Here is a 20266-nt window from a genome sequence, read left to right on the forward strand (position 1 = left end):
GAGGGGTTTGCTATGAAAATTCCCGTAGATAAGCTGACCCGCGCTTTTAAGATGGGCGCGTCCGTTAAGAAGGATTCCGATACGCCGGTGCGCGTCTCGGTCTATCTGGATTCGTCCGCCTCGCGCTTTCTGGCCGAGACGGTGCGTGACGCCTTTGTGCCGCAGACGACCTCGGGCATTGTGCGCGTCGAGCGTCTGGGGGAGGAGCGAATTGCGCCAAAGACCGATACCGATGTGGTACTGGTGCTCTCGTGTGGTTCCGACCGCTTGGAGAGTGCCGTGCAGGAGCTCGTGATCGCCGGCGCGCCCGTGTGCGTGCTTGCCGAGTCTGCTGTGGAGGTGCCGTTTATCGAGGAGTCCACGCCCATGCTCGGCGTGGTGGCGGCAACCGATAAGACGTATCTGCTCGAGACGCTTGCCCGCTGGATTCTCGATCGCACCGAAAAGGAAACGGCTTTTGCGGCGAACTTTGCCTTCATGCGCATCGCGGCGGCCAATCGTATCATTACCTCGTGCGCGCTCACCAATATGGCGACCGGTGCGCTGGTGTTTTTGCCGGGCGCCGATTATCCCGTTATGGCGCTGGCTCAGGTGGGCATGCTCTTTGAGCTCGCTGCCGTCTTTGGACGCGGCATTAAGCCTGAGCGCGGCTACGAGGTCGCGGGCGTGCTTGCCGGCGGTCTTGTGATCCGCGCGGTCACCCGTGCGCTCGTCAAGCAGACGCCGCATATTGGGTTTGCCGTCAAGGCGCTCACTGCTGCCGCGGGCACCTATGGCATGGGCCGTGCGCTCGTTTCGCTCTACGAGCGCGATGTCGACTACAGCCGTGCCAACGAGGTGGTCACTGCCACGTTCTCCCGCGTTCGCGATCTGGTGACCACGGTCGCGGGCGCTACCCGTCCTATGGCGTCCTACCAAGACGCATCCGATCTCGCTGCTTAGGGGTTTTCCGTTGCGCGTTCCGTATCAAGACTGCTTTCATTTAATTGAGCCGCTGCTCGCCAAGGTCGAGAAGCCGAGTCGCTATATCGATCACGAGTGGGGCACGCTTTCAAAGGCCGATGCCGACTACCGTTGCTGCTTGATCTACCCGGATGTGTACGAGGTTGGTCTGCCCAACCAGGGCATCGCCATCCTCTACAATATCCTTAACCAGGCCGAGAGCATCTCCTGCGAACGTGGCTACGTGCCGTGGCCCGATATGGGTGACGCCATGCGCGAGGCGGGCATTCCGCTGCTCTCGCTCGAGGGTGCAGCGCCGGTCGCTTCGTTTGATATCGTCGGCCTGCATGTGCCGCACGAGATGGCGGTGACGAACTTCCTCGAGGCTCTCGATCTCGCTGGCATTCCGCTGTTAGCGGCCGACCGAGGCGAAGACGACCCCATCATCATCGCCGGCGGTCCCTCGGTGTACAACCCCGAGCCGTACGCGGCCTTTTTCGATGCCATCCTCATCGGCGAGGGCGAGGAATCGCTGCTCGAGACCTGCCAGCTGCATCGCCGCCTGCGTGACGAAGGGGTCCCGCGCGCGCAGATTGTTGAGCAGCTTGCATCCATTGCCGGCAACTACGTGCCGTCGCTCTATGAGGTTCGTCACGACGAGCCCTGCTCGCCGCATGGCTACACCGTGCCGCGTGAGGGCAAGGATGCGCCGACCGTGGTCTACAAGCGCGTCGTCGAGGATTTCGGCGCCACGAATCCGCTGTCGCAGTCGTGCGTACCCTATGCGCAGCTGGTCCACGACCGCCTGTCTATCGAGATCCTGCGCGGCTGCGCCCGCGGCTGTCGTTTTTGCCAGGCCGGCATGACGTATCGCCCGGTGCGCGAGCGCTCGGCCGACCAGATCGTCTCGTCGGTGATTCAGGGTCTGGAAAAGACCGGCTATGACGAGGTGTCGCTGACCTCGCTCTCCACGACCGACCACTCCTGCATTCACGACGTGCTCGGCAGGCTCAACCGTCGCCTGGAGGATACGGGTATTCGCGTGTCTATTCCGTCGCAGCGCCTGGATTCGTTTGGCGTGGATATGGCCGAGTCGGTCGCCGGCGAAAAGAAGGGCGGCCTGACGTTCGCACCCGAGGCCGGCAGCCAGCGCATGCGCGACATCATTAACAAGAACGTGACCGAGGAGGACCTGGACCGTGCGGCCAAGGCGGCCTTCGAGGCCGGCTGGAACCGCATGAAGCTCTACTTTATGATGGGCCTTCCCGGCGAGCGCGACGAGGACATCGTGGCCATCGCCAATCTGGCCGATCACGTGCTGGAGCTCGGTCGTTCCGTGGTGCCCAAGGCTCGTCGCGGCTCGATCTCGGTGTCCATCTCGGTTTCGGTCTTTATCCCCAAGGCTGCCACGCCGTTCCAGTGGTGCCCGCAGCTCGACTACGACGACGTCAAGCGTCGCCAGAAGCTGCTTATCACGAGCGTTCGCAACCGTGCCGTCCGCGTGCATTACCACGATGCCGAGACCTCGCTCATCGAGGCCGCTCTGTCCCGCGCCGGTCGTGACATGACGCCCGTCATCATCGATGCTTGGCGCGCGGGCTCTCGCTTTGACGCCTGGGTAGAGCATTTCTCGCTCGATAACTGGAAGGAGGCTGCTGCCAAAAACGGCATCGACCTCAATGAGCTCGTGCACCTGCCCTACGAGTTGGACTGGCGCCTGCCGTGGGAGCACGTGAGCCCCGGCTGCACGCGTGGCTTCCTCGAACGCGAGTACCGTCGCTCGCTCGAGGGCGTTACGACTCCCGACTGCACCCGCACGTCGTGCACCGGCTGCGGAATCTGCCCCACGCTCCACGCCAAGAATGTATTGATGGGTGATCGCGCATGAGTGAGCGCCTGACCGACAACCCCACGCTCTTTAGACTTCGTGTTCGCTATGGCAAGCGCGATCGCCTTAAGTACCTGGGCCATCTCGAAGTGATCCATACCATTGAGCGCATCGTGCGCCGTGCGGGACTTCCCTATGCCGTCACGCAGGGCTTCTCTCCGCACATGCGCGTGGGCTTCTCTTCGGCGCTGCCGGTTGGTACGTCGTCGACCTGCGAGTGGTATGACCTGTTTATGACCGAGTTCGTGGCGCTCGACGAGGCGTTTGAGCGCCTGTCTGTGGCGTCTCCGGCCGATCTGGCACCTATCGAGGCAGCGTACATCGACGTGCGCACGCCGGCGTTGACGGCGCAGCTCACGCGCTTGTCGTATCGCATCGACCTGCACTTGGATCCCGAGGCGCCCGTAAGCGCCGATGAGGTGCGTCGTGCGATCGACACGCTGCGCGCGGACCATGGCATCGACTACGCGCGCGGCAAAAAGAGCAAGCGCTTGGATTTGGATCACACGCTCGTGGGCTATGAGCTCACGGCGGGGGAGCGCCCGGACCATTTGGTGCTCATGCTCGACACCCATGCCGATAACGAGGGCTCCATGCGTCCGGAAATTTTGCTTTCTGCAGCTGATGTTTTGTTGCAGGGCTTGACCCCGGGCGTGGATGCACCTATTGTTTCCACCGGTATGCAAGACCTCGTGACCATCTGCTCCTACGATGTCGAGCGTCAGAATCAAGCATGCGAGGACGACGAGGGCCGACTCGTCAGCCCCATACCTGTACGAACTTGTGGATTTGCTCCACATACTCGTTGACGGGGGTATTTTCGCCTGCTACTATATTCGGCTGTTGCACTAACTGATGCATGAAGGGCAAGTAAACATGTACGCAATCGTTAACACGGGCGGCAAGCAGTACAAGGTCGCCACCGACGATGTCATCACCGTCGAGAAGATCGAGGGCAATGAGGGCGACAAGGTCACCCTGCCGGTTATCTTCCTCAACGATGGTAAGAAGATCGTCACCGATCCCGACAAGCTGGCCAAGGCCAAGGTTACCGCTCAGATCGTTGAGCAGTTCAAGGGCGAGAAGCAGCTGGTCTTCAAGTTCCACAAGCGTAAGCGCTATCGTCGTCTGAAGGGTCACCGTCAGCAGCTCACCAAGCTGAAGATCGTGAAGGTCCAGGCTACGTCCCGCGCCAAGAAGGCTGTCAAGGCAGAGGCCGAGGCTGTTGCCGAGGCTCCCGTCGCCGAGTAGATTACACTCGTAACGAAAGAGTAGGTATACACAATGGCACACAAAAAAGGACTCGGTTCCTCCCGTAATGGCCGTGACTCCCGCGGTCAGCGCCTTGGCACGAAGCGCTATGCCGGCCAGACGGTAACCACGGGCACGATTCTCGTCCGTCAGCACGGCACTCACATCCACCCGGGTGAGAACGTTGGCCGTGGCAAGGACGACACGCTGTTCGCGCTGGTCGACGGTACCGTTGAGTTCCACAAGGGTATCAAGCACAGGGTCAGCGTACGCCCGCTCGCGAACGCGTAATTCACCCTTCATAGAGCACATATGTGGGAGGCACTTGAGTTTTAGGATTCAAGGGTCTCCCTCTTTTTTGTAGGAGGCGATTCTGTTGTCACAGTTCACCGATATCAGCCGCATTAACGTGTGCGGCGGCGACGGCGGAGCCGGATGCATGTCGTTTAGGCGCGAGGCATTTGTTCCCAAGGGCGGCCCCGATGGCGGCGACGGCGGTCGTGGCGGCAACGTCGTCATCCAGGCCGACGCTCAGCTTTCCTCGCTGATTGATTACCGCTTCAAGCATCATTTTCGTGCTGAGCGCGGAACGCATGGCCAGGGTGCCCGCCGCAATGGTAAGAGCGGCGAGGACCTGATTCTCAAGGTCCCTATGGGCACCGTGGTGCGCGAGCTCGACCCCGAGACGCAGACACCGATGTTTGAGATTGCCGACCTGGTACACGACGGCGAGCGCGTTGTCGTGGCGCCCGGTGGCGCCGGCGGTCTGGGCAATACCCACTTTGTGACGTCGGTGCGTCGCGCGCCCGCGTTCGCTCAGCTGGGCGAACCGGCCGAGGAGCACTGGATTGAGCTCGAGATGAAGCTTATGGCCGATGCCGCGCTCGTGGGCTTTCCCTCGGTGGGTAAGTCTTCGCTCATCGCGCGCATGAGTGCCGCCCGTCCCAAGATCGCCGACTATCCGTTTACCACGCTCGTGCCGAACCTCGGCATGGTGCGTGCCGGTGAGTATTCTTACGTCGTTGCCGACGTTCCTGGTTTGATCGAGGGCGCGAGCGAGGGCAAGGGCCTGGGCCACCAGTTCCTGCGCCACATTGAGCGTACGGCCCTGATCATGCATGTCGTCGACATGACGGGCGGTTTTGAGGATCGCGACCCGGTTGAGGATTACCGCATCATCAACCGTGAGCTCGAGCAGTATGGCGCAGAGCTCTCGGAGCGCCCGCAAATCGTTGTCGCCAACAAGTGCGATGCGCCGGGCACGGCCGACAAGATTGCCGACCTCAAGCGCGCCGCGCTCGACGATGGACATATGTTCTTTGCCGTGTCCGCCGTGACGGGCGCCGGGCTCAATACGCTGATGCTTGCCGTGGGCGAGCAGGTGGCTAAGCTTCGCGCCGAGCTGGCGGTTTCCGATGAGCCGGTCGATCTTCGCGACGAGGAGTGGGAGCGCCGCCGTCTGCAGCGCGAGAAGCGGTTCCGCATTGTCCAGGAGGAGCCCGGTGCCTTCCGTGTGGTTGGTCGTGCCATCGAGCGCATGGTCATCCAGACCGACTGGGAAAACGAGGAAGCCGTCATTTACCTGCAGCATAAGTTTGCGCGTATGGGTGTTGACGACGCGCTCGAGAAGGCCGGTTGCCGTGCGGGCGACGAGGTCCGCATTTGCCAGCGTGCCTTTGACTTTGAGGGCGCTGAGGACTTCTCGGAGTACGAGGAGCTCGAGGACGCTGGCGTTGAGGTTATTGACGTAGCGGCCGAGGACGCAGACGTGGTTGATGCCATTGAAGGCTCCGAAGGCACTACCGAAGTCGACGTTGTTGAGACCCCGGAGGGCGAGTAAGCCATGTCGCTGCGCGGTGGAATCGGTTTGCCCGAGCTGCCCATAAAAGAGGGCAAAGAGTTTCGGCTTGGCATTATGGGCGGCACCTTCGACCCGATTCATTACGGGCACTTGGTGACTGCCGAGCAGGCGCGCGAGTCGCTCGACTTGGACGCTGTGCTCTTTATGCCGGCCGGCTCTCCTGCCTTTAAACTCGACAAACCGGTGACGCCTGCTGAGGACCGTTATGCCATGACGGTTCTCGCCACCGCCGCGAATCCGGCTTTTTTGGCGAGCCGTTTCGAGATCGACCGTCCGGGCGTGACCTATACTGCCGATACGCTTCATGCCCTTCGCGACTTTTACCCGCCGCAGGTAAAGCTCTACTTTATTACGGGCGCCGACGCGATTATCGATATTGTGACCTGGCATGATGCCGAGCGAATCGCTGAGCTTGCTACCTTTATTGCGGCGACGCGACCGGGTTTTGATATCGATACGGCGCGTGCCCGAATCAAAGAGTCGGGGCTGCCGTTCGATGTTCGCTATATTCAGATTCCGGCGCTGGCGATCAGCTCGACGAACATTCGTAAGCGAGTTGCCCGCGGCATGAGCGTGCGCTATCTTACGAGCGAGTCTGTGCTCGGCTACATTCGCAAGCGCAGTTTGTATGTCGATCTGGGTCAAGAAGATTTTGAGTGATGGGGGCTACGTTGTCGGTTGAGGATCAGTTTGAGGGCGATGAGCGCGCGCTGCTCAAGCGCATTCAAGAGCTGCTCGATGTTCGCATGAAAGATAAGCGCAAGCGCTATGTGCATTCGCTGGGTGTTGCCGAGACCGCACTTCATCTGGCCGAGGTCTACGGCGTTGACCGCTTTGATGCCGCTGCCGCCGGCTTAATTCACGACTGGGACAAGGTGCTTTCCGATGACGAGCTCGTGGCCCGCGCGCTTCACTATGGCATCAAGGTTGCCGGCTCTCCTTCCGCCGCGACGCCGCTTTTGCATGGCCCTGTTGCCGCCTATGAGCTTCCGCAGCTTTTTCCCGAGCTGTCGCCGGCAGTCTTTCAGGCTGTCGACCGTCACACCGTGGGTGCTTGCGACATGACGCCGCTCGATATGGTGGTCTTTGTGGCAGATGCCATCGAGCCCAACCGCCACGGCGACTATGCCCATGCGCTGCGCAAGATGGTGGGGAAGTCCTCGCTCGACGAGTTGTTCTTCTCCTGTTTTGCGCAGGGTCTGGTCTATGTGATCCAGTCCGGGCGCTATCTTTATCCCACGGCTATTACGATTTACAACCATTACGCCCAGCTGCGCTAGCTCGGGTGTGTCTAGAAAGAGGTATTCCATGGCCGACGAGACCATGACTGACGAGCAGATTCTTGAAGGTGTGGAGCACAAGAGTTTCGTTGCCACGTCCGACCGCACCGCCGCCTCGCTGTCCGCGAGCGGTGTCGCCGCCGAGGATGTCGCCCGCGCCGCCGCGCAGGCCGCCTACGACAAGAAGGGCGAGGACGTGCAGGTGCTCGACCTGACCGAGCTTTCCGACGTGTGCGACTACTTTGTGCTTGCCACCGGTACCAACAACCGCCAGGTCGATTCTATCGTCGACGAGATCGAGGAGAAGGTCGCCGCGGCTTGCGGCGAGCATCCGTTCTCCATCGAGGGCCGCGAGCAGAAGACCTGGATGCTCATGGACTACGGCTCGGTCGTCGTTCACGTCTTCACTCCCGAAGCCCGCGACTTCTACCGTCTAGAAAAGCTCTGGGGTGACGCCCCCCAGCTCCCCCTCGACCTCCTCTAGTGGCTCATTTGATACGGGGCTTTTAGTTAGCCTCGCGCATTTTGCCGGGCAGTTGCGGTTTTCCGTACCTGCCCGGCTTTCTTTTTGCCCAAAGGCGGTTAATCGTTGAAGCGGGATTGGCGGCCGAAGGATAGGGCGGTGTCGCCGAACTTGTCTCGGACGGCGTCGATAGCAACCGAGAGGTCGCGTCGGTCGCTGGATTGGGCTCCGCGGTCGTCGACTTCGCAGAACAGGTCGGTCTGGATGCCGCCCTGATGGTCAAAGTCGCTCATCCCGATACCCGCCAGACGCACATGCATGCCTTCCTGCCAGATGTTGTCGAGCAGTTCGAGCGCAACCGCCACAAAGATGTTCTCATCGTCGGTCGGATGAGGCAGCCGGCGCTGTGCCGAGCGACCGCTTCCATACGAATACTTGAGCTTGAGCGTCACCGTGGCGCCCGTCAGTCCCTGACGGCGCAGGCGGCGTCCCACTGACTCGCCCAACAGCGCAATCGCCGCTTCGATGTCCCCGCGCTCAGTCAAATCTTTCGCAAAGGTGCGCTCATTGCTCACCGATTTAACCTCACGCTCTTCATCGAGACTTGTGACTTCGGAGATTTCGAGTCCCAGCGCACGCTGGCGCATGCGTTCGCCGTTGACGCCAAAAATAGAGGCCAAGGTGGATTCCGGTGCACGTGATAGCTCGCCGAGGGTGTAGATGCGCATGCGGCGCAGTCGTTCCTCGGCCGAGCGCCCGATGCCGCTCATGACAGACACTGGTAGCGCGGCCAAAAAGCGCTGTTCCGTCCCGGGGCGCACAATCGTCAATCCAAACGGCTTGTCACGCTCGCTTGCGATCTTTGCGACCGTCTTGTTGCAGCCCACGCCAATGGAGCACGTCACTCCCAGCGCTGCCACGCGGTCGCTTATACGCCGCGCAACCAGTCGCGGGTCTTCGGGCGCAAAGCGACCCGGTGTGATATCGATAAAGGCTTCGTCGATGGATACGCGCTCTACGCGCGGCGTCTCCTCGGCAAGAATCGCCATGACCTGCGCGCTCACCTCGCGGTAGCGATCAAAGTGCCCGTGCGTCCAAATGGCTTGCGGGCACAAGCGCCGCGCCTCGGCCGAGGCCATGGCAGAGTGCACGCCAAAGCGACGCGCCTCATACGAACACGTGGACACGACGCCACGCGAATCGGCGTCTCCGCCCACGATGAGCGGCTTACCGCGCCATTCGGGATGATCGAGCATCTCCACGCTCGCAAAAAACGCATCGAGGTCCATGAGGCCCACCGCCGGACCCGTCCAGGGAGGCGGCGTGACGCCCATGGCATCCTCATAACCGTATGTATGTTCGCGTATTTCCATGTCATGAGTATACCGCGCAGCTCATGTGGGGTGCGTGTATGTGCTTGCAAATCCCGAATTCTTGTCTAAGATATGGATTTGCCCTCGACTACACCGAAGAAGTTGGTCTCACGGACTTCACCTGCCCGCGTCGATGGCGTATTATGTTCAACTGTTTGTTTGTAGTTGCAGCCTAAAGCTGCTTGGTTGGAGGAGTTTCCTTTGGCAGTCAAGATTCGCCTTGCTCGTCACGGCGCTAAGAAGCGTCCGTACTACCGTGTCGTCGTCGCCGATTCCCGCGCCCCGCGTGACGGTCGTATCATCGAGGAGGTTGGCCGCTACAACCCGATGACCGCCCCCAAGACCATCAACCTCGACCTCGAGAAGATCGCCGACTGGCAGTCCAAGGGCGCTCAGCTCACCGACGCCGTCGCCGCTTTGGTCAAGGCCGCCAACGAGGGCGAGAAGACCGAGACCGTCGTCAAGAAGTCCAAGAAGCAGCTCGCCAAAGAGGCCGAGGCCGCTAAGGCTGCCGCTGAGGCCGCTGAGGGCGCCGAGGAGTAAATCGTGCCTGAGGTTGACGCTGCACAGCTCGAGGGTGAGGCAATGCTCTCAGATCGCATCGCCGATCTCGTCGAATATCTCGTTGTTCAGATCGTCGACGACCCGGATTCCGTGAGCCTTGAGGTCATTGATGGTGATGACGCCTCTACGATTGAGGTTTCTGTCGCCGAGGATGACGTCGCTAAGGTCATCGGCCGTCGTGGCCGTACCATCAAGGCCATTCGCACGCTCGCCCGTGCACTGGCCGCTCGCCTCGACACTGCTGTCGAGGTAGAGGTTCTGGGCTAGGACCTTGAGGTCCCAGTACAAAAACATCGCCCGTGTGGTCAAGCCGCACGGAAGGAAGGGGGAGGTCCTCGCGCAGCCGCTGCGGGGGCTTCCTTCTGTATTAGAGCCGGGTATGCGCGTCGCCCTGACGCCGCCGGCGCTCAAGCGCGACCGCTTTTGCACGGTCGTGTCCGTCACCGATACGGGCGATGGCGATCTGGTCTCGTTTGAGGGCATTGACGACTTGACGGCCGCCGAGGGCATCACGGGATGCTATGTGCTGGCAAATCGCGACGACTTTGAGCTCGATTCGCTCGATGCTGCCTATACCGACCTGATGGGTCGCGAGGTGGTCGACGAGCGCTTCGGTTCGCTCGGCACGATCGTCGAGATCATGTCGACGCCCGCTAACGATGTTTGGGTTGTCGAGGGCGATCGGTACGGCGAGGTACTGATTCCCGTGATCGAGCAGGTTGTGCTCGATCTTCCCGACACAGGAACAATTTCCGTCCACGTTATGGACGGCCTGATCGATATGGACAAGTAGGGAGGACAACATGCTGATCGAGACCCTTTCGGTCTTTCCCGAGATGTTTGAGCCCGTCATGTCCACATCGATTTTGGGCCGCGCCCGCAAGGCCGGCCTTTTTGATTTTAAGGCGTATAACCTGCGCGACTGGACGCACGACCGCCATCGTACCGTCGATGACGAGCCGTACGGCGGCGGGCAGGGCATGCTCATGAAGGTCGAGCCTATCGCAGAGGCCATCGAGGCCATTAGCTCCGAGGGTCCTAAGCCCACCGTGGTGTTTTTTACCCCCTGTGGCGAGCCCTTTACACAGCATGTGGCCGAGCGCCTGCTCAAAAGCGAGCGCTTGCTGTTTGTGTGCAGCCGTTACGAGGGTGTCGACGAGCGTGCCTATGCGTATGCCGACGAGCGCCTGTCGATCGGCGATTACGTGCTCACGGGCGGCGAGCTTCCCGCTATGGTCGTTGCCGATGCTGTCGTACGCCTGATTCCCGGCGCCCTTGGTGACGAGATGAGCAACGTCGACGAGTCGTTCTCGACCGCCGAGGACGGAGGCCTGCTCGAGTATGCGCAGTACACTCGCCCTGCTGAATTCAACGGCGAGGGCGTGCCGCCGGTGCTCGTGAGCGGTGACCATGCCAAGGTCGATGCCTGGCGCCGTAAGAATGCCATCGAGCGCACCTGCCGCTGGCGTCCCGACCTGATCGAGACGGCACGGCTTACGCCCCAGGAGCGCGCATACGCGCAGGAGATTCTGGACGCTTCGTATTCGCAGAGCGAGGAGTGAGAATGGTTCCATCGCAGCATTCCGCGTTGAGGGGCGCTTTTGAGTGGGTCGCGGTCATCGCGATCGCGCTCGTGGCCACCTTCCTGATCCGCACCTTTGTGGTCGAGCCCTTTGTGGTACCCACCGGCTCCATGGAGGACACGATCGAGATTGGCGACCAGATCCTGGCGCAAAAGGTGAGCCTCGAGCTCGGTCAGCCCGTCAAACAGGGTGATATCGTGGTGTTCCACAACCCCGATGCCACTTCCGAGCATGATGTTCTTGTCAAGCGTGTTATTGCCACGGCCGGCCAGACGGTCGACCTGCAGGACGGCAAGGTGGTCGTTGACGGCCAAGCGCTCGACGAGGACTATACGACTGGCATGAGTTGGCCGCTTTCGGTCCAAGCGCCTGGCGCCCAGGTGAGTTATCCCTACACCGTTCCCGACGGGTGCGTGTGGGTGATGGGCGACAACCGCGAAAACTCTGCCGACTCGCGCTACTTTGGTCCCGTCGATCGCTCTGATTTGATCGCTGTGGCGCTTGTGCGCTACTGGCCGCTCAACCGCATCGGCGCTATCGACTAAAAACCGCTATAGTACAGTACCTAACCGTGTAATCGTTTCGACGAGGGGATATTAGAGGCATGAACGCTTCATCGCTTTCCTTCCAAGACATCATCCTGCGCCTCCAGCAGTACTGGGGCGAGCAGGGCTGCGTCATTATGCAGCCCTATGACTCCGAGGTCGGTGCCGGTACCTTCCATACCGCGACCACGCTGCGCTCGCTCGGTCCCGCCGAATGGCGCACCTGCTATGCGCAGCCCTGCCGCCGTCCCGCCGACGGCCGCTACGGCGAGAACCCTAACCGCATGCAGCACTACTATCAGTTCCAGGTGCTCATTAAGCCCTCTCCGGTTAATGCTCAGGAGCTTTACCTGGGGTCTCTTGCTGCCATTGGCCTGGACCCCAACGACCATGACGTCCGTTTTGTCGAGGACGACTGGGAGAGCCCGACGCTGGGCGCCTGGGGCCTTGGCTGGGAGGTCTGGCTCAACGGCATGGAGGTCACGCAGTTCACGTACTTCCAGCAGGTGGGCGGTATCGAGGTCGACCCCGTGCCCGTCGAGATCACCTATGGCCTGGAGCGTATCGCCATGTACGCTCAGGGCGTCAACTCGGTCTACGATCTGGTGTGGAGCTATCTGCCCGACGGCACGCCCATGACCTACGGCGACGTGTTCCTCGAGAACGAGCGCGAGTTCAGTGCCTATAACTTTGAGGTCGCCAACGTCGAGATGATGCGTCAGAAGTTTGACGACTACGAGGCCGAGTGCCATTCCTGCCTGGAGCGCAAGCTGCCGTTGCCGGCGTACGACTGTGTCATGAAGTGCAGCCACGCCTTCAACCTGCTCGATGCCCGCGGCGCCCTGTCCGCGGTCGAGCGTGCCAACTACATCCTGCGCGTCCGCGCCGTCGCCAAGGCGTGCTGCGAGGCCTACATGGCCGAGGTCGCCGGAGTCAACGAGAATGCCGACCAGGAAGGCGAGGTGGCGTAAGCCATGGCAGACGCTAAGGATTTCCTGTTTGAGATCGGTACGGAGGAAATGCCCTCTGCACCGCTGAACAATGCCGTCAAGCAGCTTGGTACCATGATCGCCAAGGGTCTCGACGAGGCCGGTCTGGCCCACGGCGAGGTCCGCGTGATCTCGAGCCCGCGTCGCCTGGCTGCGCTCGTTGCCGACGTTGCCACCGCGACCGATGAGGTTCACGAGGTCAAGCGTGGCCCCGCGGCAAACATCGCCTTCGACGCTGACGGTAACGCCACCAAGGCCGCCCAGGGCTTCGCCCGCAAGTGCGGTGTGGCTGCCGAGGACCTGGTCCGTCGTGAGGATACCGACGGTCGCGAGTATGTCTTTGCCGAGAAGAACATTCCCTCCGCACCGGCAACCCCGATCCTGACGGCCCTGTGCGAGAAGACCATTGCCGGCCTGCAGTGGCCCAACTACCGCTCCCAGCGCTGGGGCCACGAGCACGCGACGTTCGTGCGTCCGGTCCGCTGGATTTGCTGCCTTCTGGGCGAGGATGTTGTGCCTGTGTCATTTGCCGACGTGACGAGCGGCAACACCACGCGCGGCCATCGCGTGCTCGGCCCCGGTGACCACGTTGTCGCCAGCCCCGCCGCCTACGAGCAGGTACTCGAGGACGCCGGCGTGCTTTCTGCCGAGCGCCGTCGCGAGGCCATCCTTGCCGGTATCTCCGAGGTCGAGGCCGCTCGCCCCGGCTGCCATGTCGATACGCCCAAGAAGGTCTTTGAGGAGGTCATTAACCTCTGCGAGTGGCCGACGGTGCTCGTCGGTACTTTCGACGAGGAGTTCCTCAAGGTCCCGCACGAGATTATCTGCGAGTCCATGCTCACCAACCAGCGCTACTTCCCGATCTATGACGGCGAGGGCAAGCTGACGCGTGAGTTCGTGGTCGTCTCCAACAGCAAGCCCGAGAACGCCGAGCGCGTGATCGACGGTAACGAGCGCGTCGTGCGCGCCCGTCTGGACGACGCTAAGTTCTTCTACGAGGAGGACCTGAAGATCTCCCTCGACGAGTTCCGTGAGCGTCTGTCCAAGGTTGCCTTCCAGGAGAAGCTCGGTAGCGTGCTCGCCAAGTCCGAGCGCATCGAGCAGCTCGCGCTCGCTATCGCCCGCGAGGCTCACCTGGGCGCCCATCTTGCCGCCGACGCTGCTCGCGCCGCACACCTGTGCAAGGCAGACCTGGTGTCCAACGCCGTCGTCGAGTTCACGAGCCAGCAGGGCGTGATGGGCGGTTATTACGCGACCGCGATGGGGGAGAACGACGAGGTCGCCCATGCTATTCGCGATCACTATCGTCCCCGTTTTGCCGGTGACGAGCTGCCCGAGGGCACCGCTGGCTGCATCGTAGCCTGTGCCGACAAGCTCGATACCATTGCTGGTATCTTTGCCATCGGCGAGCCCCCGACCGGCTCTTCCGACCCGTACGCGCTGCGTCGCGCCGCCATCGGCATCATCAACATCCTGCGCGATCGCCTGCCGATTGACCCCACGTCGCTGATCGACTTCGCCCTTGAGCTCTATAGCGAGCAGGGCATTGAGTTCGACTCCGCCGAGGTCGCCCAGCAGGTTCGCGACTTCTTCCACGGCCGCCTGGTGAGCATGGCCCGCGACGAGAAGATTCCGGCCGATACCGTCGCCGCCGTCTCCGCGGTGCACATCATCGCTCCGTCCGTCTTCTTCGCCCGCTGCGCCGCGCTCGACGAGGCTCGCAAGAACGATGCCGAGACCTTCGACAACCTGGCTACTGCCTATGCCCGCGCCGCGCACATCTCCAAGCCCGAGCTGGGCGCGGAGTACGACCGCAGCCTGATGGGCGAGGTCGAGCTGGCGCTCGCCGACGCCTCCGAGGCCGCTCAGACTGCTGTCGATGCCGCCCTTGCTGCCGAGGATTACCCGTCCGCATTTGCCGCCCTTGCCGCCCTGCGTGCGCCCATCGACCGTTTCTTCGACGAGGTTATGGTCATGGACAAGGACGAGCAGCTTCGCGATAATCGCCTTAAGCTGCTCAACCGCTTCGAGGCCGTGTTCTCCGGCATCGCCAACATCGGTGAGCTTGCTCGCAAAAAGTAAGCCAGCCTGCGCATAAGCGCAAAAGGAGCCCCGCATGGATTGCCCGGTCACCGCTCGTCCCACCGTTATCGTTATCTCCGACTCGCTCGGTGATACCGCTTGTGAGGTGGTGCTTGCGGCGTCCGGGCAATTTGATGAAGGGGCTTTTCGTCTGTTGCGCCTGCCCAAGGTGAACTCGGTTGAGCAGGTCAAGTCGTTTGTGGGCCCGCGTGTCGATGCAGACCATCGCGATATTGCCGCGTTCCACACCATTGTCGATCCGGCGCTTCGCGCCCGCGTGCTCGATTACCTTGGCATGCTGCATATCCGTTCGGTCGACCTGATCGGCCCGACACTTGCCGTGCTGTCGTCGCTCATCGGTGTGCCGCCCAAAGGCGTTGCGGGCGTGATTCACAAGACCGATGACCGCTATTTCCATCGCATCGAGGCCATGGAGTATTTTGTTGAGCATGACGACGGGCGCGGCTGCGACGATCTGTCGGGTGCCGATATCGTGCTGCTGGGCGTATCGCGTACGTCAAAGACGCCGCTGTCGATGTATTTGGCCTATCAGGGTTACAAGGTTGCCAATGTTCCGTTGGCCCATGGTATGGAGCCGCCGAAGTCGATTTACGAGGTAGATCCGATGCGGTTGTTTGGCCTGATTTCGACCGTCGACGTCATCTCCGAGATTCGCGATAGCCGCTTGGGCGATGACTATGCCCGTGCCGTCGCCGGCTCCTATGCCGAGCCCGAGAGTGTGCGTAGTGAGCTTGCGGAAGCCCGCGCGCTCATGAAACGCCTGGGCTGCTTTGTAGTGCGTACCGACGGCAAGGCGATTGAGGAGAGCGCCTCCGAGATCATTGCCCACCTCGAAGAGATCCGAGAAGCCAGGGCCCGCCGTGCCGCCCGTCGCGCTCAACAGCAGTAGTCCTTTCTGTGATGATTTTTCTGGGACGGGGATTAAAAAATCATTAGGTACTCAATGATTTTTTAATCCCCGTCCCAGAAAAATCATCGGAGTGGCTAAATAGCCTGAATTGATAAAGCGATTTAGCAAAAACATCGCATCTGACCTGCATTCTTCTTGTAGTGGTATCTTCATAAGGTAACCAACTTTACCTACCGTTTACCGCCTGTTTTAGCACGTTTACCAAACCGCGCACCCTCTGCTCAAGCCTGCCCAAAACCCGCCGTATAGTTCCCTCACGGCCCGCATCCGGCGGGTCGATTCGTTACCACGGTCGTGCGCGAGAGCGCATGGAAGGGGAAGTATCGTGAGCGATTGCAAGAGGGTTTACCGTTTTGGAACCGACGCCCAGGGCACCTGTGTCACCGAGGGCGACAAGTCCATGAACTTCGTGCTTGGCGGCAAGGGCGCTAACCTTGCAGAGATGAGCCGTATCGGCCTGCCGGTTCCCGGTGGCTTTACCATTACCTGCCAGACTTGCGTCGAGTACTCCGGTGCCGGCAATGTGTGGCCCGAGGACGCTCTCGATGAGATCGTTGCCGCCGAGGCGGACCTCGAGGCCCGCTGCGGCAAGAAGCTCGGCGACGCCTCCGATCCGCTGCTCGTGTCGGTTCGCTCGGGCGCTCCGTTCTCCATGCCTGGCATGATGGACACGGTTCTCAACCTGGGCCTCAACGACGACTCCGTTCAGGGCCTTATCGCCCAGACACAAAACCCGCGTTTTGCCTGGGATAGCTACCGTCGCTTTATCCAGATGTTCTCCAACGTCGTCATGGGTGTCGACGCCGACCTGTTCGAGAACGCGCTGACCCAGGCCCGCCTGGTCGCCGGCGTTCGCGTCGATTCCGAGCTTTCGGCCGAGGACCTGCAGGAGCTCGTCGAGACCTTTAAGGGCATCTTCTCCGAGAACGTCGAGGCCGTCCTGTATCCCGAGCTCGAGGTCGCCGACGGCAAGCCCGTCTTCCCGTACGATCCTGAGCTTCAGCTGCGCCTTGCCATCCAAGCCGTCTTTGGCAGTTGGATGAACGAGCGCGCCTGCATCTACCGCAAGCAGCACGGCATTTCCGACGAGCTCGGTACTGCCGTCAACGTCCAGGCCATGGCCTTTGGCAACAAGGGGGAGACCTCTGCGACCGGCGTCGCCTTTACGCGCAACCCGGCCGACGGCACCAAGGAGTTCTACGGCGACTTTCTGGTCAACGCCCAGGGCGAGGACGTCGTCGCCGGCATCCGTAACACCGAGCCCATCGCCGACCTCAAGACTACCCCGGGCCTCGAGTCTGCAGGTGAGGAGCTCGAGCGCGTGTTCCTGACGCTCGAGGATCACTATCGCGACATGTGCGATATCGAATTCACCATCGAGCAGGGTAAACTTTGGATGCTTCAGACTCGCGTGGGCAAGCGCACCGCTACCGCCGCGCTGCGCATCGCTATCGAGATGGTCGAGGAGGGCCTCATCACCCGCGAGGAGGCCGTGAGCCGCATCGATCCCGCGCAGCTCGATCAGCTCCTGCACCCGCAGTTCGACGCCTCCAAGAAGTACGAGGCCCTGGCCAGCGGCCTTAACGCCAGCCCCGGTGCCGCCGTGGGCGAGGTCGTGTTCTCGAGTGACGACGCCGTCGCGCGTTCCGCCGAGGGTCACAAGGTCATTCTGGTTCGTTGGGAGACCAACCCCGACGACCTGAAGGGCATGGTCGCCGCCGAGGGCATCCTGACCAGCCATGGCGGCAAGACGAGCCATGCCGCCGTTATCGCCCGCGGCATGGGTACGCCCTGCGTCTGCGGTGTCGAGCGCTTCCATATCGACGCTGCCGAGAAGGTCGTGCACATCGAGGGCAGCGACCGCGTGCTGCGCGAGGGTGATGTCATCTCCATCGACGGTACCCAGGGCATCGTCGTCGACGGCGCCGTCGTCCTGGTTTCGGCCGAGCTCACCGGCGACCTGGACACCATCCTGTCCTGGGCCGACGAGATTCGCTTGGACGAGACCTGCGGCCACGCCAACCACGTGCGCGTCAACGCCGACAACCCCGAGGATGCCGCGCTCGCGCTCGAGTTTGGCGCCGAGGCCATCGGCCTGTGCCGCACCGAGCATATGTTCCTGGGCGACCGCAAGAACATCATCCAGAGCTTTATCCTGTCCGATGACGAGGCCGTAAAGCAGCAGGCCCTGGCCGACCTGCTCAAGGTCCAGACCGAGGACTTCCTGGCGATGTTCAAGACCATGTCCGGTCGCGATGTGGTCGTGCGTCTGCTCGATCCGCCGCTGCACGAGTTCCTTGACGATCCGCGTGAGCTTGAGGTCGCCATCACCAAGAAGGAGGCCGCCGGCGCCAGCGAGGAAGAGCTTGCCGCCCTGCGTGCCCGCCTGCGTCGTATCGACGGCATGGTCGAGTCCAACCCGATGCTCGGTCTGCGCGGCGTGCGCCTGTCCGTCGTCTTCGGTGACCTGCCGCTCATGCAGGTCCGTGCCGTGGCAACGGCTGCCGCCCGCCTTATCAAGGAAGGCGTCGACCCGCGTCCCGAGATTATGGTCCCGCTCGTTTCCATTACGGCCGAGCACGTTCAGACTCGCGAGGTCATCGAGCGCGTGATCGCCGAGGTCTCCTCCGAGGAAGGTGTCGAGCTCAACATTCCCGTGGGTACGATGCTCGAGCTGCCGCGCGCTTGCATGGTCGCCGACGAGATCGCGCAGCACGCCGACTTCTTCTGCTTTGGCACCAACGACCTCACCCAGACGACCTTTGGCTTCTCGCGCGATGACGCCGAGGCCAAGTTCATCCCGCTGTACATGCATAAAAAGATCCTGAAAGACAACCCCTTCGAGACCATCGACGCGGCAGTGCTGGAGCTCGTGCGCTTGGCCGTCGAGAAGGGCCGCGCCACCAATCCCGACATGCACTTTGGCGTGTGCGGCGAGCACGGCGGCGACCCCAAGTCCATCAAGGGCCTGTTTAACGTGGCCGACGTGGACTACGTGTCCTGCTCGCCCTATCGCGTGCCCCTCGCGCGCCTGGCTGCCGCTCAGGCTAAGCTCGAGGCCAAGCGTTCCGCCTAACGTTTTGGGTTTAGACGCCTAGCGCAGCCCCCTTCATGCCGCCCGTCTCATTCGTGAGACGGGCGGTTATCATGTGCGGGTTTTGTCTTTTTGTCTGCGTGAAAAAATGTTCTTGCAGCAGAAACCCGCGCGTGTATACTCGAATACGTTTGTTCAACTACGTGCCGGCCAAGGTGGTACGGCACCTCTAGAAGAGTAAGGAATTGCACATGGATTACATCCGCGCAATCGAGCGTCAGCAGATCCGCGAGGACATTCCTCAGGTTCGCGTCGCCGACAACGTCAAGGTTCACTATCGCATTAAGGAAGGCGACCGCGAGCGCATTCAGGTCTTCCAGGGCGACGTCATCCGCATGGCCGGCGCCGGTGCCCGCGAGACCTTCACCGTCCGCAAGATGTCCTTCGGTGTCGGTGTTGAGCGTACCTTCCCGCTTCACAGCCCCAAGATCGCCAAGCTCGAGGTCGTTCGTCATGGTCGCGTCCGTCGCGCCAAGCTGTACTACCTCCGCGACAAGGTGGGCAAGGCTGCTCGCATCCCCGAGAAGCGCTAAGAAGATCGCAGCGTCTGTCCACTCGTTTGGACACAAGGGTCACCTTCGGGTGGCCCTTCTTTTTATCTGATTTGCATGCAAGGAGGGCCTGGTATGGCCAATATGACGAGCTCGGTTTCGGCATCGCAGGTTGCCGGTGAGTTGGCGAGCGCTACGTTTGAGGAGATCCCCGCCCTCGTGGAGCATTATCGCGAGGACCCGCGCCAGCAGGTGATCAAGGCTTGCGAGCGTGCTCTTAAGCGCCATGCCAAGGAACTTGCCGAGCGCGAGCGCGTCAATGACATGTACGAGCTTATGCATGAGCTTGGCGGCGATGGGGTGGTCGTTGGTGTCGACGAGGTGGGTCGCGGATCGGTGGCCGGTCCTTTGACGGTATGCGCCGTCTGCCTTCCTATGGAGCCGCGCGTCTGGGGCATCAACGATTCCAAAAAGCTCACGCCGGCGCGCCGCGAGTTGCTCTCAGTGAAGATTGCCGAGGTGGCGACGGCAATTGGTTTTTGCCATATCGCGCCTAAGGATATCGATGAGATGGGCATGGCCCGCGCCATTCGAGCCGCTGTCGCGGGCGCCGTGGCCGATACGGGGTTCGAGCCCGATTGCGTGCTTATGGACGGTAACCCCTTGGGCGCCGTTCCCAACGAGCGCGACGTGGTGAAGGGCGATGCCAAGATCGCCTGTATCGCCGCGGCGTCCATCATGGCCAAGGTCACGCGTGATGAGATGATGGTCGAGTACGATGCCGAGTATCCCGAGTACCATTTGGCCGAATCGAAAGGCTACGCAAGCCCCGAGCACATCGAGGCCATTCGCAAACATGGACTTTGTCCACTGCACCGCGTGAGCTTTTGCGGAAACTTTCTGCAGACTGAGCGCCTTTTCTAGGTCAA

21 protein-coding genes are annotated in these 20266 nt (G+C 61.5%); 20 read left to right on the forward strand and 1 reads right to left on the reverse strand.

The window, feature by feature from the left end:
• Positions 1 to 12: 12 nt before the first annotated feature.
• The 9 genes from ACESSC_RS02020 to rsfS all read left to right on the forward strand — a co-directional run bounded on the left by ACESSC_RS02020 (position 13) and on the right by rsfS (position 7706).
• Positions 13 to 942 carry a YcjF family protein gene (locus tag ACESSC_RS02020; protein WP_055249990.1) on the forward strand — a complete coding sequence of 310 codons (930 nt, stop codon included), beginning with the start codon at positions 13 to 15 and terminating at the stop codon, positions 940 to 942.
• A gap of 10 nt (positions 943 to 952) precedes the next feature.
• Positions 953 to 2830 carry a TIGR03960 family B12-binding radical SAM protein gene (locus ACESSC_RS02025; RefSeq protein WP_373161029.1) on the forward strand — a complete coding sequence of 626 codons (1878 nt, stop codon included), beginning with the start codon at positions 953 to 955 and terminating at the stop codon, positions 2828 to 2830.
• Positions 2827 to 3639: a TIGR03936 family radical SAM-associated protein gene (locus ACESSC_RS02030; RefSeq protein WP_195404108.1), complete on the forward strand. Its 813-nt coding sequence runs from the start codon at positions 2827 to 2829 to the stop codon at positions 3637 to 3639. Before ACESSC_RS02025 ends, ACESSC_RS02030 begins: the two co-directional genes overlap by 4 nt.
• A gap of 67 nt (positions 3640 to 3706) precedes the next feature.
• Positions 3707 to 4081: a 50S ribosomal protein L21 gene (rplU, locus tag ACESSC_RS02035; protein WP_035138585.1), complete on the forward strand. Its 375-nt coding sequence runs from the start codon at positions 3707 to 3709 to the stop codon at positions 4079 to 4081.
• 33 nt (positions 4082 to 4114) lie between these two features.
• Positions 4115 to 4372: a 50S ribosomal protein L27 gene (gene rpmA, locus ACESSC_RS02040; RefSeq protein WP_006236075.1), complete on the forward strand. Its 258-nt coding sequence runs from the start codon at positions 4115 to 4117 to the stop codon at positions 4370 to 4372.
• An 85-nt stretch (positions 4373 to 4457) separates the two neighbouring features.
• Positions 4458 to 5921, forward strand: coding sequence for a GTPase ObgE (obgE, locus tag ACESSC_RS02045; RefSeq protein ID WP_195404107.1), 1464 nt, complete (start codon positions 4458 to 4460; stop codon positions 5919 to 5921).
• Between the two features lie 3 nt (positions 5922 to 5924).
• Complete coding sequence (nadD, locus tag ACESSC_RS02050; protein WP_055249998.1) at positions 5925 to 6602, forward strand: nicotinate-nucleotide adenylyltransferase; 678 nt, start codon at positions 5925 to 5927, stop codon at positions 6600 to 6602.
• A gap of 86 nt (positions 6603 to 6688) precedes the next feature.
• Complete coding sequence (gene yqeK / locus ACESSC_RS02055; RefSeq protein ID WP_197736885.1) at positions 6689 to 7222, forward strand: bis(5'-nucleosyl)-tetraphosphatase (symmetrical) YqeK; 534 nt, start codon at positions 6689 to 6691, stop codon at positions 7220 to 7222.
• 28 nt (positions 7223 to 7250) lie between these two features.
• Positions 7251 to 7706, forward strand: coding sequence for a ribosome silencing factor (rsfS, locus tag ACESSC_RS02060; RefSeq protein ID WP_055250002.1), 456 nt, complete (start codon positions 7251 to 7253; stop codon positions 7704 to 7706).
• A gap of 98 nt (positions 7707 to 7804) precedes the next feature.
• On the opposite strand, the gene dinB is transcribed toward rsfS, so the two are convergent.
• Positions 7805 to 9058 (reverse strand): DNA polymerase IV, encoded by a 1254-nt coding sequence (gene dinB / locus ACESSC_RS02065; protein WP_195404106.1) that lies wholly within the window; start codon positions 9056 to 9058, stop codon positions 7805 to 7807.
• Positions 9059 to 9259: 201 nt separating this feature from the next.
• Between dinB and rpsP the strand changes: the two genes are divergently transcribed.
• The 11 genes from rpsP to rnhB all read left to right on the forward strand — a co-directional run bounded on the left by rpsP (position 9260) and on the right by rnhB (position 20261).
• Positions 9260 to 9601, forward strand: a complete 342-nt coding sequence (gene rpsP, locus ACESSC_RS02070) for a 30S ribosomal protein S16 (RefSeq protein ID WP_022094749.1) — start codon at positions 9260 to 9262, stop codon at positions 9599 to 9601.
• A gap of 42 nt (positions 9602 to 9643) precedes the next feature.
• Positions 9644 to 9889, forward strand: coding sequence for a KH domain-containing protein (locus tag ACESSC_RS02075; protein WP_171021534.1), 246 nt, complete (start codon positions 9644 to 9646; stop codon positions 9887 to 9889).
• Positions 9890 to 9923: 34 nt separating this feature from the next.
• The gene (gene rimM / locus ACESSC_RS02080) at positions 9924 to 10415 is read left to right on the forward strand and encodes a ribosome maturation factor RimM (protein ID WP_226812527.1); all 492 of its coding nucleotides are present in this window, start codon (positions 9924 to 9926) and stop codon (positions 10413 to 10415) included.
• Positions 10416 to 10425: 10 nt separating this feature from the next.
• Positions 10426 to 11184 (forward strand): tRNA (guanosine(37)-N1)-methyltransferase TrmD, encoded by a 759-nt coding sequence (gene trmD, locus ACESSC_RS02085; RefSeq protein WP_055250008.1) that lies wholly within the window; start codon positions 10426 to 10428, stop codon positions 11182 to 11184.
• A gap of 2 nt (positions 11185 to 11186) precedes the next feature.
• Positions 11187 to 11750 carry a signal peptidase I gene (gene lepB / locus ACESSC_RS02090; RefSeq protein WP_055250011.1) on the forward strand — a complete coding sequence of 188 codons (564 nt, stop codon included), beginning with the start codon at positions 11187 to 11189 and terminating at the stop codon, positions 11748 to 11750.
• 59 nt (positions 11751 to 11809) lie between these two features.
• Positions 11810 to 12721: a glycine--tRNA ligase subunit alpha gene (locus ACESSC_RS02095; RefSeq protein ID WP_006236091.1), complete on the forward strand. Its 912-nt coding sequence runs from the start codon at positions 11810 to 11812 to the stop codon at positions 12719 to 12721.
• Positions 12722 to 12724: 3 nt separating this feature from the next.
• Positions 12725 to 14821, forward strand: a complete 2097-nt coding sequence (gene glyS, locus ACESSC_RS02100; protein ID WP_373161032.1) for a glycine--tRNA ligase subunit beta — start codon at positions 12725 to 12727, stop codon at positions 14819 to 14821.
• Positions 14822 to 14855: 34 nt separating this feature from the next.
• Entirely contained in the window at positions 14856 to 15731 is an 876-nt protein-coding gene (locus ACESSC_RS02105; RefSeq protein ID WP_373161033.1) for a pyruvate, water dikinase regulatory protein, read from the forward strand.
• A 346-nt stretch (positions 15732 to 16077) separates the two neighbouring features.
• Entirely contained in the window at positions 16078 to 18828 is a 2751-nt protein-coding gene (gene ppdK / locus ACESSC_RS02110) for a pyruvate, phosphate dikinase (protein ID WP_373161034.1), read from the forward strand.
• Between the two features lie 209 nt (positions 18829 to 19037).
• On the forward strand, positions 19038 to 19379 hold the full coding sequence (rplS, locus tag ACESSC_RS02115; protein WP_006236098.1) for a 50S ribosomal protein L19: 342 nt from the start codon (positions 19038 to 19040) through the stop codon (positions 19377 to 19379).
• 93 nt (positions 19380 to 19472) lie between these two features.
• The gene (rnhB, locus tag ACESSC_RS02120; protein ID WP_373161035.1) at positions 19473 to 20261 is read left to right on the forward strand and encodes a ribonuclease HII; all 789 of its coding nucleotides are present in this window, start codon (positions 19473 to 19475) and stop codon (positions 20259 to 20261) included.
• The last annotated feature ends 5 nt before the right edge of the window (positions 20262 to 20266 follow it).

It is taken from the genome of Collinsella aerofaciens (genome assembly GCF_964243765.1).
Lineage (GTDB): Bacteria > Actinomycetota > Coriobacteriia > Coriobacteriales > Coriobacteriaceae > Collinsella > Collinsella aerofaciens_BU.

What these genes read in the sequence shown, in the direction of transcription:
- ACESSC_RS02030 (WP_195404108.1), top strand. Translation starts at nt 2,827, where the DNA reads ATGAGTGAGCGCCTGACCGACAACCCCACGCTCTTTAGACTTCGTGTT.
- rpmA (WP_006236075.1), top strand. Translation starts at nt 4,115, where the DNA reads ATGGCACACAAAAAAGGACTCGGTTCCTCCCGTAATGGCCGTGACTCC.
- trmD (WP_055250008.1), top strand. Translation starts at nt 10,426, where the DNA reads ATGCTGATCGAGACCCTTTCGGTCTTTCCCGAGATGTTTGAGCCCGTC.
- ACESSC_RS02075 (WP_171021534.1), top strand. Translation starts at nt 9,644, where the DNA reads ATGCTCTCAGATCGCATCGCCGATCTCGTCGAATATCTCGTTGTTCAG.
- dinB (WP_195404106.1), bottom strand. Translation starts at nt 9,058, where the DNA reads ATGGAAATACGCGAACATACATACGGTTATGAGGATGCCATGGGCGTC.
- ACESSC_RS02095 (WP_006236091.1), top strand. Translation starts at nt 11,810, where the DNA reads ATGAACGCTTCATCGCTTTCCTTCCAAGACATCATCCTGCGCCTCCAG.
- rnhB (WP_373161035.1), top strand. Translation starts at nt 19,473, where the DNA reads ATGGCCAATATGACGAGCTCGGTTTCGGCATCGCAGGTTGCCGGTGAG.
- rsfS (WP_055250002.1), top strand. Translation starts at nt 7,251, where the DNA reads ATGGCCGACGAGACCATGACTGACGAGCAGATTCTTGAAGGTGTGGAG.
- ACESSC_RS02020 (WP_055249990.1), top strand. Translation starts at nt 13, where the DNA reads ATGAAAATTCCCGTAGATAAGCTGACCCGCGCTTTTAAGATGGGCGCG.
- glyS (WP_373161032.1), top strand. Translation starts at nt 12,725, where the DNA reads ATGGCAGACGCTAAGGATTTCCTGTTTGAGATCGGTACGGAGGAAATG.
- yqeK (WP_197736885.1), top strand. Translation starts at nt 6,689, where the DNA reads ATGAAAGATAAGCGCAAGCGCTATGTGCATTCGCTGGGTGTTGCCGAG.
- rplS (WP_006236098.1), top strand. Translation starts at nt 19,038, where the DNA reads ATGGATTACATCCGCGCAATCGAGCGTCAGCAGATCCGCGAGGACATT.
- nadD (WP_055249998.1), top strand. Translation starts at nt 5,925, where the DNA reads ATGTCGCTGCGCGGTGGAATCGGTTTGCCCGAGCTGCCCATAAAAGAG.
- ACESSC_RS02105 (WP_373161033.1), top strand. Translation starts at nt 14,856, where the DNA reads ATGGATTGCCCGGTCACCGCTCGTCCCACCGTTATCGTTATCTCCGAC.
- lepB (WP_055250011.1), top strand. Translation starts at nt 11,187, where the DNA reads ATGGTTCCATCGCAGCATTCCGCGTTGAGGGGCGCTTTTGAGTGGGTC.
- rplU (WP_035138585.1), top strand. Translation starts at nt 3,707, where the DNA reads ATGTACGCAATCGTTAACACGGGCGGCAAGCAGTACAAGGTCGCCACC.